Here is a 14167-nt window from a genome sequence, read left to right on the forward strand (position 1 = left end):
CTGAAAAAATCGTGGCTAGAACAATCGTTTGCGAGACATAGTTATGACACCCCATGCACGCATCAGTGCGACGGCGGCTGCGCATAAAAAAACACATGGCAGGTAGAAAAAGATTAAACGCAGAAAAGCAAAAAGCCCGCCTTGATAGGCGGGCTTTCTGTTGTATGGTGCACTCAGGAGGATTCGAACCTCCGACCGCTCGGTTCGTAGCCGAGTACTCTATCCAGCTGAGCTATGAGTGCAGGGTTGGCGCTTGATAGACCAGTTCACCTCTGGTTGAAACTGAAGTTGCTTTCTAGATGAAAACCGCTTCGTCGTATGGTGCACTCAGGAGGATTCGAACCTCCGACCGCTCGGTTCGTAGCCGAGTACTCTATCCAGCTGAGCTATGAGTGCAGGATTGGCGCTTGATGGACCAGATCACCTCTGGTTGAAGCTGAAACGGCTTTCTAGGTGAAAACTGCTTCGTCGTATGGTGCACTCAGGAGGATTCGAACCTCCGACCGCTCGGTTCGTAGCCGAGTACTCTATCCAGCTGAGCTATGAGTGCATTTGTTACCGCGCATTATAGACCGCTAAATCTTTTTGCCAATCACTTTTTCGTTTAATTTCAACTACTTAGCGATTCAAGGCTGATTACAGCGTCCTACATGAATAATGGCGGAGAAGGGGGGATTCGAACCCCCGATACCCTTGTGAGGTATACTCCCTTAGCAGGGGAGCGCCTTCGGCCACTCGGCCACCTCTCCGCAACACGGGGCGTATAATAACCAGACCCTTCCCCGTTTGCAAACTCTTTTTTGAAAAAAACTCGATAAAAATTAATGGGTTGGTTCTTCGTCCTTCTCTTTCTTGATCCGCAGGTAGATTTCCTCACGGTGGACAGCGACTTCTTTAGGGGCGTTTACACCGATTCGCACCTGGTTTCCTTTGACGCCGAGCACGGTCACGGTGATTTCGCCGTCGCCAATGATCAGGCTCTCGGCGCACCGACGAGTCAGAATCAACATACCTTTCTCCTCACGAAATTCAGTTCAGGGTCAACAGTCTGCAAAAAAAAGGGCTTCAGCCTGCAACCCGTGACGGCCACCGACCTATGCCTAAGTATTGTCTAGCGCGAGCGAAACGACAGATTTCTCACACCAGCCAGAAAAACGAAGGGCGCGGCTAAGCCGCGCCCTTGAGGCATTGCGTTACTCACCCTGTCGGGCGGGGGCATCCAATTCGAACGCGGTGTGCAGGGCACGCACAGCCAGTTCCAGATACTTCTCTTCGATCACTACCGAGACCTTGATCTCGGAGGTGGAGATCATCTGGATGTTGATGCTCTCTTTGGCCAGGGCTTCGAACATGCGGCTGGCGACACCGGCGTGGGAACGCATGCCAACACCTACGATCGAGACCTTGGCGATGTTGGTATCACCTACCACTTCACGGGCATTGAGCTCCAGCGCAGTGGTGTCCAGCACCTTGTGTGCCTTGTCGTAGTCATTGCGGTGTACGGTGAAGGTGAAGTCGGTGGTGTTATCGTGCGAAACGTTCTGCACGATCATGTCGACTTCGATGTTCGCGGCACTGATCGGGCCGAGGATCTTGAAAGCAACGCCCGGGGTATCCGGTACGCCACGAATGGTCAGCTTGGCTTCATCGCGATTGAAGGCGATGCCGGAAATGATCGGCTGTTCCATGGATTCCTCTTCATCAATAGTAATGAGGGTACCCGGACCCTCCTGGAAGCTGTGCAGCACGCGCAGCGGAACGTTGTACTTGCCGGCGAACTCGACGGCACGAATCTGCAGCACCTTGGAACCAAGGCTGGCCATTTCCAGCATTTCTTCAAAGGTGATCTTGTCCAGCCGCTGGGCCTGGGCGACTACACGCGGGTCGGTGGTGTAGACACCATCGACATCGGTGTAGATCTGGCACTCATCAGCCTTGAGCGCAGCCGCCAGGGCTACACCCGTGGTGTCGGAGCCACCACGACCGAGGGTGGTGATGTTGCCGTGCTCATCCACGCCCTGGAACCCTGCCACGACCACCACACGCCCGGCCTTGATGTCGGCACGGATCTTCTGGTCGTCGATCTGCAGGATGCGCGCCTTGTTGTGCGCGCTGTCGGTGAGGATACGCACCTGGTTGCCGGTGTAGGACACCGCCGGAATACCACGCTTGATCAACGCCATCGCCAGCAAGGCGATGGTCACCTGCTCACCAGTGGAAACGATCACATCCAGTTCACGTGGAACCGGCTGATCGCTGATCTTCTTGGCCAGGTCGATCAGGCGGTTGGTTTCACCGCTCATAGCCGACAGTACAACGACCAGGTCATCGCCGGCATCGCGGAATTTCTTGACCTTGTCGGCAACCTGTTCGATTCGTTCGACCGTGCCAACCGAAGTGCCGCCAAATTTCTGTACGATCAACGCCATTTCAAAGCCGCCTCAGCCCATGAAGGGCACCCAATAAACATTCAAACGACACCATGGCCCGCCACTAGACGACGGGCCAAGCGGTGCCTTAAACGCCCTGCTCCACGAATGGCACGGTCAAGGCCAGCGCGCTGTCCAGCGCGGCAGTGTCAACGCCACCACCTTGCGCCATGTCTGGACGACCACCACCCTTGCCACCTACGGCAGCAGCAGCTTGCTTCATCAAATCACCGGCTTTGAGTTGGCCAGTCAGGTCTTTGGTCACACCGGCAACCAGCACGACCTTTTCCTCATGGACACTGCCGAGCAGGATCACTGCGCGGCCGAGTTTGTTCTTCAGTTGATCGACCAGCGCCAGCAGCGCCTTGCCGTCCTGGCCATCCAGGCGCGCAGCCAGGACCTTGACGCCCTTGATCTCGACGGCACTGTTGGACAGGTCGTCACCGGCAGCGCTGGCCGCCTTGGCCTGCAACTGCTCAAGCTGTTTTTCCAGCTGACGGTTGCGCTCAAGAACGGCAGAGAGCTTGTCGATCAGGTTCTCGCGACTGCCCTTGACCAGCTGCGCAGCTTCCTTGAGCTGATCTTCGGCAGCATTCAGGTAAGCCAGTGCCGCCGCCCCGGTGACCGCTTCGATACGGCGCACGCCGGAGGCCACGCCACCTTCGCTGATGATCTTGAGCAGGCCGATATCGCCAGTACGCTTGGCGTGGATACCACCGCACAGCTCGACGGAGAAATCGCCGCCCATGCTCAGCACCCGTACGTTGTCGCCGTACTTCTCGCCGAACAGCGCCATGGCGCCCTTCTGCTTGGCGGTCTCGATATCGGTCTCTTCGGTTTGCACCTCGGAGTTCTTGCGCACTTCACGGTTGACGATGTCTTCCAGCGCCTTGAGCTGCTCTGGCTTGACCGCCTCGAAGTGACTGAAGTCGAAACGCAGACGCTGGCTATCCACCAGCGAGCCTTTCTGTTGTACGTGATCGCCCAGCACCTGACGCAGTGCGGCATGCAGCAGGTGAGTCGCCGAGTGGTTCAAGGAAGTGGCGTGCTGGACATCGGCATCGACCTTGGCCTGGACCTTGGCGCCGACCACCAGCGAACCGCTGGCAACCATGCCGTGGTGCAGGAATGCACCGCCGGTCTTGGTGGTGTCACGCACATCGAAGCGAACGCCGGCAGCCTGCAGGTAACCGGTATCACCCACCTGGCCACCGGACTCGGCGTAGAAAGGCGTACGGTCGAGGATGACTACGCCCTCCTCGCCCTCGCCCAGTTGCTCTACGACTTTGCCATCCTTATAGATGGCAACGATGTTGGCTTCGCCTTCGGTAGTGCTGTAGCCGGTGAACTCGGTGGCCACATCGACCTTGACCAGGGTGTTGTAGTCCAGGCCGAAGGCGCTGGCGGAACGTGCGCGCTCACGCTGCGCTTCCATCTCGCGTTCAAAGCCTTCTTCGTCGATGGTCAGCTCGCGCTCGCGGGCGATGTCGGCGGTCAGGTCCATCGGGAAGCCGTAGGTGTCATAGAGCTTGAACACCACGTCACCCGGGACCACGCTGCCCTTGAGCTCGGCCAGATCCTGCTCGAGGATCTTCAGGCCCTGCTCCAGGGTCTTGGCGAATTGCTCTTCTTCAGCCTTGAGCACGCGCTCGATGTTGGCCTGCTGCTGCTTGAGTTCCGGGAAGGCTTCGCCCATCTCGGCAACCAGTGCGGCAACGATCTTGTAGAAGAAGCTGCCGGTGGCGCCCAGCTTGTTGCCGTGACGGCAGGCACGACGAATGATGCGACGCAGCACGTAGCCACGACCTTCGTTGGAAGGCAGCACGCCGTCGGCGATCAGAAAGCCGCACGAGCGGATGTGATCGGAAACGACCTTGAGCGAAGACTGCTCTTCGTTCTTGCAGCCGATGGCGGCGGCAGAAGCTTCGAGCAGGCTGCGGAACAGGTCGATTTCATAGTTCGAGTGCACGTGCTGCATGACCGCACTGATGCGCTCAAGGCCCATGCCGGTATCTACCGACGGCGCCGGCAGCGGGTGCAGCACACCGTCGGCAGTACGGTTGAACTGCATGAATACGTTGTTCCAGATCTCGATGTAGCGGTCACCGTCTTCTTCCGGCGAGCCGGGTGGGCCGCCCCAGATGTCCGGGCCGTGATCGTAGAAGATCTCGGTGCAAGGGCCGCACGGACCGGTATCGCCCATGGTCCAGAAGTTGTCGGAGGCGTAAGGCGCACCCTTGTTGTCGCCGATGCGCACCATGCGCGCTTCTGGAACGCCGATTTCCTTGGTCCAGATGTCATAGGCCTCATCGTCGCTGGCATAGACGGTAACCCAGAGCTTTTCTTCCGGCAGCCCCAGGACCTTGGTCAGGAAAGTCCAGGCGTAGGTAATGGCGTCCTTCTTGAAGTAGTCGCCAAAGCTGAAGTTGCCCAGCATTTCGAAGAAGGTGTGGTGACGGGCGGTATAGCCGACGTTTTCCAGGTCGCTGTTCTTGCCACCGGCACGCACGCACTTCTGGCTGCTGGTGGCGCGGGTGTAGGCGCGCTTTTCCTGGCCAAGGAAGCAGTCCTTGAACTGGTTCATCCCCGCGTTGGTGAACAGCAGGGTCGGGTCGTTGCCCGGAATCAAGGAGCTGGAGGCAACTCGGGTGTGTCCCTGCTCTTCGAAGAAGCGAAGGAAGGCTTCACGGATTTCTGCGCTTTTCATAGGTTCTTCCACGGAAACGGCGGCCTTAAGGCAAATGCTTGCGTCAAATTGACGAAACGACGGCAAAGGGCCGCATTATATCGGGCCTTCGGCTTGGGTGCAGTGTGTTTATGCTATAGAAACCGTCAATTGGACGGTCTGCAACGACCTTGGCAGACAAAAGCGGTAGAAACCTCCTTCGCTGCATGCGGCCGTAATTCCAAGACCTGGCTGATTCTACTGACACGGTATTACTGCGGCTGCCAATTGCAATTGGCAAGACCTGCCGGATGAAATGTCGTTCATCGGCAAAAAAACCGTTAGCAGCCTATACGTTTGCCTGGCAGTTGTGCTAATAATTCCCCCGCTGCCGGCGACCGGCGGCAACGTTCTCAGGGCGGGGTGCAATTCCCCACCGGCGGTAATTGCGCCTATTGCGCATAGCCCGCGAGCGCTTGCAGGCCCCCGCCCGCAAGGTCAGCAGACCCGGTGTGATTCCGGGGCCGACGGTCATAGTCCGGATAAAGAGAGAACGGGATAGGCACATCTGCGCCTGTCGTTGCGCATTTGCGCGGCGAAATCCCCTTCGATCCAGATGCCCTGTTTCTCATACAAACAGGAGTCCGTTTCAATGCAACCTACCGCAATCGATAGCAAGAACCCTTCCTACGAGCGCATCGCATTTATCCAGGCCTGCTGGCACAAGGATATAGTCGACCAGGCGCGCAAGGCTTTTGTCGAGGAAATGGGTGAACAAGGCTATCAGGCGAGCGATATCGATTTCTTTGAAGTCGGTGGCGCGTTCGAGATTCCCCTTCACGCCAAGCTGCTTGCCCGCACCGGCCGTTACGCGGGTATTGTCGCGGCAGGCCTGGTGGTCGATGGCGGCCTGTACCGCCACGAGTTCGTCGCCCAGTCCGTGATCAGCGGCCTGATGCAAGTGCAGCTGGAAACCGAAGTGCCGGTGTTCTCGGTAGTACTGACCCCGCACCATTTCCATGCCGGTGACGAGCACCAGAACTTCTACTTCGAGCATTTCCTGGTCAAGGGTGCCGAGGCGGCGAAGACCTGTGCCGATACGCTGCACAAGCTGCGCGCCCTGCGCCGCATCGACGCGCCACAGAAAATGGCTGGCTGACGCACAAGAGCGGGCCTGCCCCGCGATGCGATGTAGCCAATAGATCGCTATCGCGGGGCAAGCCCGCTCGTATCAGGTTTATCAGCCAAGCTGTTCGGGGTTGGCGGGCACAATCAGAATGCCGGCCCGCAGGCCATTCTTGACCTTCGGGTTGGGAAAGATGATCCGAGCCCCCTCCTCCTCGACGATCCAGCGCGATTCGGCCAGATCCTCGGCCAATAGATAGCCTTTGGACAACTCGGAAAAGTTTTCGATATCCGCCGGCAGGTGCAGGCGGAAGCTGTCGCTGTGCTTGATGATTTCACGAGCCACGCTAAACAGCTGCAAGCCATCCAGCGCATCAGGTTCCTGGGGCTCATTGCCTTCGATGATCTGCTTGAGGCGGGTTTCCAGCCGATCAAGGTTGACCTGCTCGTTCTGCCCGAAGGGGCGCGCCTTGCCCAACTCCAGGGTAAAGGCCTCGGCATCCAGCTGCTCGTAGGTAAACGCGGTGAAGGTTATCGATGCCTTGCTCTGCAACAGCACCGCCTCCATGCCCGCCGCACGCAGGCGAGCCAGCTCGCGGCGCGAATGCTGGCGCCCTTCCTTGAAGGGATACAGGGCGAACTGCTCGATTTTCGAGCCACGAATCGCGGTGTGCAGGTCGTAGTGCAGGCGCGTACGGCCCGGCACGCTGAAGAAGGTCTTGGCGAATTGCTCCAGTTGCCCTGCCCGCAAGGCTTCACTGCCACTGGACAACTCGTGCCTGCCGTTGAACAGGCGATTGACGTCCTGCTCGATATAGCGCTCCCCCTTGCGAATCGCTTCAGGGTTGCCGAACAGGAACAGGATACGGGCACGAGGCTTGATTTCAGCCCGGGCAATGCCATGCAACAGCTCGTCGAGCAACTCGATCGGTGCGGTTTCGTTACCGTGGATACCGGCCGACAACAGCAGATCCATGCCGTTGTCCCGCGCCTCGGGCGGGCGCACTTCGAGTGCGCCTTCGCCGAGCCAGCGCATGCGCACGCCTTCGACAGTCAGCTGGGTCTTCTCTGCCGGTTCACGACCGGCCAGGGTCAGGTCGAGCAGTTTGCCGAGGGCGAGCATGGGCTATTCCTTAGTGGTGGTGGCCGCAATCGGGACCATGAACGTGATCATCGTCGCCGGCGTCGGCCGGTTCCATTTCCAGCTGCAGGCTGACCAGGTTGGTGGCCAGCGGACGCAGCAGCAGGTTGGCGTACTCGGCATCGTCTTCTTCGACATCGACGCCGATCAGCAGCTGACCGCGGCCATCCTGCTGAATCCACACCTCTTTGCCTTGCCAGACCACCGCAAAGCGGGTGCAGGAAGTTTCCAGCTGGGTACCATCGTCATCTTCAAGGATCAGCTGCAGGGCGTCGGACATAATCGAATTCTCTCTCAAGGTTGGAGTTGGAACGGATAGACCGAACCCAGTTTGAGGATCTGGGTCAGTTCATCCAGTGCCGTACGACACTCAACCAGCAACTGCGGATCGGCCAGGTCGGTTTCACTCAGGCGATCGCGGTAGTGCTTGTCGACCCACTGGGTCAGCGTGTCGTACAGCGGCGCCGTCATGATAACGCCTGGGTTGACCGCCGCCAGTTCCGTTTCATTGAGTGCCACGCGCAAGCGCAGGCACGCCGGACCGCCGCCGTTCTGCATGCTCTGCTTGAGGTCGAACACCTTGACCTCGGCGACCGGGCCGCCAGCGCTGGTCAAGGCCGACAGGTAAGCCCAGACCCGCTCGTTGTTGCGGCACTCTTCCGGCACGATCAGCAGCATCGAACCATCGGCACGGGTCAGCAGTTGACTGTTGAAAAGGTAGGAACGCACTGCGTCCTCCACCGTGACAGCCGAGCGCGGCACACAGATCGCCTTGAAGTTGCCACCCCGTTTAGCCAGTTTAGCCTGCAGTTGGCCAAGCATCGCTTCGGTCTCCAGGAAGGCATCTTCGTGATAGAACAGCACTTCGCCGTTACCCACGGCGATCACGTCGTTATGGAAGACGCCCTGGTCGATCACGGCCGGGTTCTGCTGGCCGAACACCACCCCATCCTCGCTCAGGCCGTGCAGGCGAGCGACTGCCTGAGAGGCTTCAAGGGTCTGGCGCGCCGGGTACTTCTGGGGTGCCGGAACACGGTTGTCGAAGGCGCTGCGGCCATAGACGAAGAACTCCACACCAGCCTCGCCATAGCTGCGGCAGAAGCGTGTGTGGTTGGCCGCACCTTCGTCGCCGAACTGCGCCACCGCCGGCAAGGCGGCATGATGGGCGAAGTGCTTGCTGTCAGCGAACATCGCGCCCAGCACGCGGCTGGTGGTCGGGTGCTCGATGCTGCGGTGATACTTGCAGTTGAGGTTGGCCGCCGTGAAGTGCACCCGCCCGTCGGCGGTGTCGGCACTCGGGCTGACGGTAGCGGCGTTGGCCACCCACATGCTCGACGCCGAGCAGCTGGCGACCAGCAGCGGCATGGCTTCTTTCGCCGCACGCTGAATCACTTCGGCATCACTGCCGGAAAAACCCAGGCGACGCAGCGCTGCCACATCAGGACGCTCTTGCGGGGCCAGTACGCCCTGCTGGAACCCCATGTCCATCAGCGCCTTCATTTTCGCCAGGCCCTGACGCGCCGCTTCGCGCGGGTTCGACGCTTGCTGGCTGTTGCTTTGCGAGGCGACGTTGCCGTAGGACAGCCCGCCGTAGTTGTGCGTCGGTCCCACCAGACCATCAAAATTCATTTCAAACGATTTCATCGGCAAGGCTCCGTAGACCTTTTGTTATAGGGAGACGCCGGGCGTCAGTGTGGCGGGCAGGGTCAGGCTGGCGGTCTCCAGCGAGGCTACCGGGTAGGCGCAGTAATCGGCCGCGTAGTAGGCACTGGCGCGATGGTTGCCACTGGCACCCACACCACCGAATGGCGCACTGCTGGCAGCACCGGTCAATTGCTTGTTCCAGTTGACGATGCCGGCGCGGCTGTTGAGCCAGAAGTACTGGTAGCGCGCACGGGAGTCGGACAGCAGGCCGGCAGCCAGGCCGTACTGGGTGTTGTTGGCCTCGGCAATGGCTGCGTCGAAATCGCTGTAGCGGATAACCTGCAGCAACGGGCCGAAGAATTCTTCGTCAGGGCGATCGGCAACCGCCGTGACATCGACGATACCCGGGGTCAGCAAGGCTGCAGTCGCTTGTGGCTGGGTCATTGCCAGCAGCGATACGCCGCCATTGGCCAGCAATTGCGCCTGTGCCTCGAGCAACGCCTTGGCCGCGCCCAGGGAAATCACCGAGCCCATGAACGGCGCAGGCTGCTGGTCAAAAGCGCCAACGCTGATGTTCTTGCACACCTCGACCAGACGCTTGAGCAGCGCATCGCCCCAGGCGCCTTGCGGCACCAGCAGGCGACGGGCACACGTGCAGCGCTGGCCGGCAGAAATGAAGGCAGACTGGATGACGGTGTAGACCGCGGCGTCCAGGTCCTTGACCTCGTCGACCACCAGCGGGTTGTTGCCGCCCATTTCCAGGGCCAGGATCTTGTCCGGGCGGCCGGCGAACTGCTGGTGCAGCAAGTTGCCGGTGCGGCTGGAGCCGGTGAAGAACAAACCATCGATACCAGGATTGGCCGCCAGGGCAACGCCGGTTTCACGGGCGCCCTGGACCAGGTTCAGAACCCCCGCAGGCAAACCGGCTTCAACCCAGCACTTGACCGTCAGCTCGGCGACCTTGGGGGTGAGTTCGCTTGGTTTGAACACCACGGTGTTACCGGCCAACAGTGCCGGGACAATATGGCCGTTAGGCAGGTGCCCCGGGAAGTTGTAGGGGCCGAACACCGCCACCACACCATGCGGCTTGTGACGCAGCACAGCCGTGGCATCTGCCAGCGGGCCACTCTTTTCGCCGGTGCGCTCGCGATAGCTCTGCACCGAGATGGCCACTTTGTTGATCATGCTGGTGACTTCGGTCGCCGACTCCCACAAAGGCTTGCCGGTTTCCTCGCCAATGCAACGGGCAAGCTCGTCAGACTTGGCCTTGAGCGCCGCCGCAAACGCTTCAAGCACACTGATGCGTGCATCCAGCGACTGCAGGGCCCAAGCGGAGAACGCCTGGCGCGCGGCCTTGACGGCGCCGTCGACCTGCTCGGCGCTGGCGCCACGACCTTCCCATACAACCTGCTGGCTGACCGGGTTCAGCGACTGCAAGGCCTCGCCCTGCCCTGCCTGCCAACTGCCGGCGATGAAGTGAGTCGTCATTATTTGGCCTCCCGGGTAGCGGACAGCGGCACGGCTCGCACCTGGTCACCGGCGCTCAGGCGCAGGCGTTTGGCGGTCAGCGGATCGACCACCAGGGTACCGGCCGCCAGACGCGCAGGCGCCGCAGTAATGCGGCAGTCCTCGCGCTTGCGGTTGTGAATGATGAAAGGGGTCGCGTCGTCGCCCGGCGTACCTACCGCCAGCACCAGTGCCTGGCTGTCGTGTACCGCGCGGATCTTGCTGGTTTCGCATTCCACGGCAGGGCCTGCGTCGAAGATGTCGACATAGCCCTGGTAGCTGAAGCCTTCGCTCTTGAGCATGGCCAGCGCCGGCTCGGTGTCGGTGTGCACCCGGCCGATCACGTTGCGGGCAGCCTCGGAGAGGAAGCAGGTATAGAGGGGAAACTTGGGCATCAGCTCGGCGATGAACGCCTTGTTGCCGACACCGGTCAGGTAGTCGGCCTGGCTGAACTCCATCTTGAAGAAGTGCCGCCCCAGGCTTTCCCAGAACGGCGACCGGCCCTGCTCATCCGACATGCCACGCATTTCGGCAATGATCTTGTTGCCGAACAGCTCGGGAAACTCGGCGATGAACAGCATGCGCGCCTTGGCCAGCAGGCGGCCGTTGACGCCACTGCGATGATCGGCACGCAAGAACAACGAACACAGTTCGGAGTTGCCGGTCAGGTCATTGGCCAGGAACAGGGTAGGAATTTCACGGTAGATGTTCAGCTCCTGCGAGGCGCTGACGGTCAGGCCCACCCGGTAGTTGTACCAGGGCTCACGCAGGCCGACGGCACCGGCGATGGCGGAAATGCCGACCACCACGCCTTCGTCGTTTTCCAGTACGAACAGGTAGTCGGCATCGCCACGCTCGGCTTCGCCACGGAAGGTCTTCTCGGCCCAGCCGACCCGGTGCGCCAGGCGCTCTTCATTGGCCGGCAGGGTAGTCAGGCCGGTGCCGGTGCTGCGCGCCAACTCGATGAGCGCAGGTAAATCACTGCTGCGTACGGGACGAACGATCATGCTATCTCCTCGGGCGGCGGCCTTTGGCCTGCCGCGAAACTCGACCTGGGGTGCGCGGTTGACGAACCGCAGGGATCAAACCGCGACCAGGCGCACACTGGCGCCTTCGCCGACGCCCAGGGCTTCGGCGGCTTCAAGACTCAAGGTGACCGGTTTGCCTGGTACCCAGTCCAGCTCCAGCAGCACGGCGCGGTAGTCCTGCAACTGGCCATTGCAGACCAGGTACGGGCGCCCGCCCTTGACCACGGTGCTGTCGAGCTTGACCGGCACCACACGGCTCTGGGCAATCGAGCGAATGCTCGATACCCGTGCATGCAAGGTTGGGCCACCGTCGAAAATGTCGATGTAGTGATCGGTCTCGAAGCCTTCGCGCATCAGGATATCGAAGGTGATTTGCGCACGTGGATGCACCTGCCCCATGGCTTCTTGCGCGGCATCGGGCAGCAGAGGCACGTAGATCGGGTAGTGCGGCATTAGCTCGGCCAGGAAGGTACGGCTCTTGAGACCGCACAGTCGCTCGGCCTCGGCATAGTTCAGGTCGAAGAAGTTGCGCCCGATGGCATCCCAGAATGGCGAGTCGCCGTTCTCGTCGCTGTAGCCGACGATTTCGGTCACGACCGAATCGGCGAAGCGCTCCGGGTGCGCAGCCATGAACAACAGGCGACCGCGGGAGTTGAGCTCCGACCAGCCGGTACCCACCAGCTCCGGCAGCACGTAGAAACTGGTCAGCAGGCTGTTGCCCGTCAGGTCGTGGCACTGCGAAAGCACGTGGATCTTGTTGTGAATCTTGAGCTCGCGCGAAGCGTGCACGAAGGTCTCGTTACGAAAGCTGTAGAACGGCTCGGAGTAGCCTGCCGAGGCGACAATCGCCGAGCAGCCGACCAGTTTGCCGGTGCTGCTGTCTTCAAGCACGAAGAAGTAGCTTTCTTCGCCGTTGAAGCTGACCTCGGCGGCAAAGGACGTCTCGGAGGCGGCAATCTTGTCGCTCAGGCGACCGGCATCATCCGGCAAGGACGTGACACCAATGGGGCTGTCCGCTGCCAGACGCTGTACTTCGCCCAGATCAGCCATTTGCGCGGGGCGCATCACCAGCATGGTGTCACTCCTTTCGGGAAAACAGGCCAGCGTCTGCCGGCACAGAAAAAAACAGCAGGCGCCCGAGGGACACATGCTCTGGAATTCGGATTCACCGGCCCCGCAGGGCCGGCGAAAGGACCGCAGGCGCGAATCAGGCCTGGGTCAGTTTGGCTGCGGCACGCTCGAAGCGATCCAGACCTTCATCGATATCGGCATCTTCGACCACCAGGCTTGGGGCGAAACGCACGACATCGGGACCTGCCTGGAGCACCATCAGGCCTTCTTTCTCGGCCGCGTTGAAGACGTCCTTGGCCTTGCCCTTCCAGGCATCGGACAACACGCAACCGATCAGCAGGCCGATACCACGTACCTGGGTGAACAGGCCGTACTGCTGGCCGATCTTCTCCAGGCGCGCCTTGAAGCGCTCATGCTTGGCCTTGACGCCCGCCAGCACTTCAGGGGTGTTGACCACATCCAGCACGGCATTGGCCACGGCGCACGCCAGTGGGTTGCCGCCGTAGGTGGTGCCGTGGGTGCCAACGGCCAGGTGCTTGGCCAGGTCTTCGGTAGTCAGCATGGCGCCGATCGGGAATCCGCCGCCCAGGCTCTTGGCACTGGAGAGGATGTCCGGAGTGACGCCGTAGTGCATGTAGGCGAACAGTTCGCCGGTACGGCCGACACCTGTTTGTACTTCGTCGAAGATCAGCAGGGCGTTGTGCTTGTCGCACAGCTCGCGAGCACCCTTGAGGTAGGCCAGGTCCGCCGGTACCACACCGCTCTCCCCCTGGATCGGCTCGATCACCACCGCGCAGGTCTTGTCGGATATCTGTGCCTTGAGCGCTTCCAGATCGTTGTACGGCACATGGCTGATACCAGTGATCTTCGGGCCGAAACCGTCGGAGTACTTGGGCTGGCCGCCCACGCTCACGGTGAACAGGGTGCGACCGTGGAAGCTGTTAACGGTGGCGATGATTTCGTGCTTTTCAGGGCCGAAACGATCATGGGCGACGCGGCGGGCCAGCTTGAACGCAGCTTCGTTGGCTTCGGCGCCGGAGTTGCAGAAGAACGCCCGCTCGGCGAAGGTTGCGTCGACCAGCTTGTGGGCCAGGCGCAGGGCCGGCTCGTTGGTGAAAACGTTGGACACATGCCACAGCTTGTTGGCCTGCTCGGTCAGGGCGCCAACCAGCGCCGGGTGAGCATGCCCCAGAACGTTCACGGCAATCCCGCCCGCGAAGTCGATTAGCTCGCGGCCCGACTGATCCCAGACTCGGGAGCCCGCACCACGAACGGGGATAAAGGCCGCCGGTGCGTAATTGGGAACCATTACCTGGTCGAAATCGGCGCGTTGCACCGGAGCTTGCGGAGCGGACATCGGAGTCTCCTGAAGAGGAACGCCTGCCTGGAACTGGCGAGCGATGGGAGGATTGTAAGGACAGATCGGCGCCTGACCTTGTCGCCAAGCGACAACTTCTTATAGCGCCAAACCCTGTTTTACCAAGGCTTTCGGCAATGCGACAAATAGGGTCGCAAAGGCGCAGTTTAAACGGTGCGAAGTCGGGGTGGGAGATATCTG

General features: G+C 60.6%; 11 protein-coding genes, 4 tRNA genes and 1 riboswitch. Of the genes, 1 reads left to right on the top strand and 14 read right to left on the bottom strand.

What is annotated here, in order from left to right; genetic code table 11:
* Nucleotides 1-165 precede the first annotated feature (165 nt).
* The 7 genes from NPS58_RS25680 to alaS all read right to left on the bottom strand — a co-directional run bounded on the left by NPS58_RS25680 (nucleotide 166) and on the right by alaS (nucleotide 5136).
* Nucleotides 166-242: transfer RNA gene (locus NPS58_RS25680), tRNA-Arg, on the bottom strand.
* A 77-nt stretch (nucleotides 243-319) separates the two neighbouring features.
* Nucleotides 320-396 (bottom strand) — tRNA-Arg (locus tag NPS58_RS25685).
* 77 nt (nucleotides 397-473) lie between these two features.
* Nucleotides 474-550: transfer RNA gene (locus tag NPS58_RS25690), tRNA-Arg, on the bottom strand.
* Between the two features lie 108 nt (nucleotides 551-658).
* Nucleotides 659-749, bottom strand: a tRNA-Ser gene (locus tag NPS58_RS25695).
* 72 nt (nucleotides 750-821) lie between these two features.
* Nucleotides 822-1010, bottom strand: coding sequence for a carbon storage regulator CsrA (gene csrA / locus NPS58_RS25700; RefSeq protein ID WP_010226667.1), 189 nt, complete (start codon nucleotides 1008-1010; stop codon nucleotides 822-824).
* A gap of 183 nt (nucleotides 1011-1193) precedes the next feature.
* On the bottom strand, nucleotides 1194-2429 hold the full coding sequence (locus tag NPS58_RS25705; protein ID WP_274118041.1) for an aspartate kinase: 1236 nt from the start codon (nucleotides 2427-2429) through the stop codon (nucleotides 1194-1196).
* 88 nt (nucleotides 2430-2517) lie between these two features.
* On the bottom strand, nucleotides 2518-5136 hold the full coding sequence (gene alaS, locus NPS58_RS25710; RefSeq protein ID WP_274118042.1) for an alanine--tRNA ligase: 2619 nt from the start codon (nucleotides 5134-5136) through the stop codon (nucleotides 2518-2520).
* 363 nt (nucleotides 5137-5499) lie between these two features.
* A riboswitch (FMN riboswitch) is annotated at nucleotides 5500-5653 on the top strand.
* A gap of 93 nt (nucleotides 5654-5746) precedes the next feature.
* On the opposite strand from alaS, the gene NPS58_RS25715 reads away from it, so the two are divergent.
* Entirely contained in the window at nucleotides 5747-6253 is a 507-nt protein-coding gene (locus tag NPS58_RS25715; protein ID WP_274118043.1) for a 6,7-dimethyl-8-ribityllumazine synthase, read from the top strand.
* An 81-nt stretch (nucleotides 6254-6334) separates the two neighbouring features.
* On the opposite strand, the gene astE is transcribed toward NPS58_RS25715, so the two are convergent.
* From astE to NPS58_RS25750, 7 genes are all read right to left on the bottom strand, one after another.
* Nucleotides 6335-7342, bottom strand: coding sequence for a succinylglutamate desuccinylase (gene astE, locus NPS58_RS25720; protein ID WP_274118045.1), 1008 nt, complete (start codon nucleotides 7340-7342; stop codon nucleotides 6335-6337).
* Between the two features lie 10 nt (nucleotides 7343-7352).
* Complete coding sequence (locus NPS58_RS25725; protein ID WP_274118046.1) at nucleotides 7353-7640, bottom strand: topoisomerase II; 288 nt, start codon at nucleotides 7638-7640, stop codon at nucleotides 7353-7355.
* 14 nt (nucleotides 7641-7654) lie between these two features.
* Nucleotides 7655-9004 (bottom strand): N-succinylarginine dihydrolase, encoded by a 1350-nt coding sequence (gene astB / locus NPS58_RS25730; protein WP_274118047.1) that lies wholly within the window; start codon nucleotides 9002-9004, stop codon nucleotides 7655-7657.
* A gap of 24 nt (nucleotides 9005-9028) precedes the next feature.
* A complete protein-coding gene (astD, locus tag NPS58_RS25735; protein WP_274118259.1) occupies nucleotides 9029-10495 on the bottom strand; it encodes a succinylglutamate-semialdehyde dehydrogenase in 1467 nt (488 codons plus the stop codon).
* The gene (astA, locus tag NPS58_RS25740; RefSeq protein WP_274118048.1) at nucleotides 10492-11517 is read right to left on the bottom strand and encodes an arginine N-succinyltransferase; all 1026 of its coding nucleotides are present in this window, start codon (nucleotides 11515-11517) and stop codon (nucleotides 10492-10494) included. Before astA ends, astD begins: the two co-directional genes overlap by 4 nt.
* Nucleotides 11518-11592: 75 nt before the next feature.
* Nucleotides 11593-12612 (bottom strand): arginine/ornithine succinyltransferase subunit alpha, encoded by a 1020-nt coding sequence (aruF, locus tag NPS58_RS25745; RefSeq protein WP_274118049.1) that lies wholly within the window; start codon nucleotides 12610-12612, stop codon nucleotides 11593-11595.
* Between the two features lie 133 nt (nucleotides 12613-12745).
* Nucleotides 12746-13966, bottom strand: a complete 1221-nt coding sequence (locus tag NPS58_RS25750) for an aspartate aminotransferase family protein (RefSeq protein WP_274118050.1) — start codon at nucleotides 13964-13966, stop codon at nucleotides 12746-12748.
* Between the last annotated feature and the right edge of the window lie 201 nt (nucleotides 13967-14167).

The sequence above is a fragment of the Pseudomonas putida genome (genome assembly GCF_028682455.1).
In the GTDB taxonomy this organism is placed as follows: domain Bacteria; phylum Pseudomonadota; class Gammaproteobacteria; order Pseudomonadales; family Pseudomonadaceae; genus Aquipseudomonas; species Aquipseudomonas putida_AA.

Excerpts from the sequence above, each read along its gene's own strand:
- csrA (WP_010226667.1), bottom strand. The coding sequence starts at position 1,010 with ATGTTGATTCTGACTCGTCGGTGCGCCGAGAGCCTGATCATTGGCGAC.
- NPS58_RS25705 (WP_274118041.1), bottom strand. The coding sequence starts at position 2,429 with ATGGCGTTGATCGTACAGAAATTTGGCGGCACTTCGGTTGGCACGGTC.
- alaS (WP_274118042.1), bottom strand. The coding sequence starts at position 5,136 with ATGAAAAGCGCAGAAATCCGTGAAGCCTTCCTTCGCTTCTTCGAAGAG.
- NPS58_RS25715 (WP_274118043.1), top strand. The coding sequence starts at position 5,747 with ATGCAACCTACCGCAATCGATAGCAAGAACCCTTCCTACGAGCGCATC.
- astE (WP_274118045.1), bottom strand. The coding sequence starts at position 7,342 with ATGCTCGCCCTCGGCAAACTGCTCGACCTGACCCTGGCCGGTCGTGAA.
- NPS58_RS25725 (WP_274118046.1), bottom strand. The coding sequence starts at position 7,640 with ATGTCCGACGCCCTGCAGCTGATCCTTGAAGATGACGATGGTACCCAG.
- astB (WP_274118047.1), bottom strand. The coding sequence starts at position 9,004 with ATGAAATCGTTTGAAATGAATTTTGATGGTCTGGTGGGACCGACGCAC.
- astA (WP_274118048.1), bottom strand. The coding sequence starts at position 11,517 with ATGATCGTTCGTCCCGTACGCAGCAGTGATTTACCTGCGCTCATCGAG.
- aruF (WP_274118049.1), bottom strand. The coding sequence starts at position 12,612 with ATGCTGGTGATGCGCCCCGCGCAAATGGCTGATCTGGGCGAAGTACAG.
- NPS58_RS25750 (WP_274118050.1), bottom strand. The coding sequence starts at position 13,966 with ATGTCCGCTCCGCAAGCTCCGGTGCAACGCGCCGATTTCGACCAGGTA.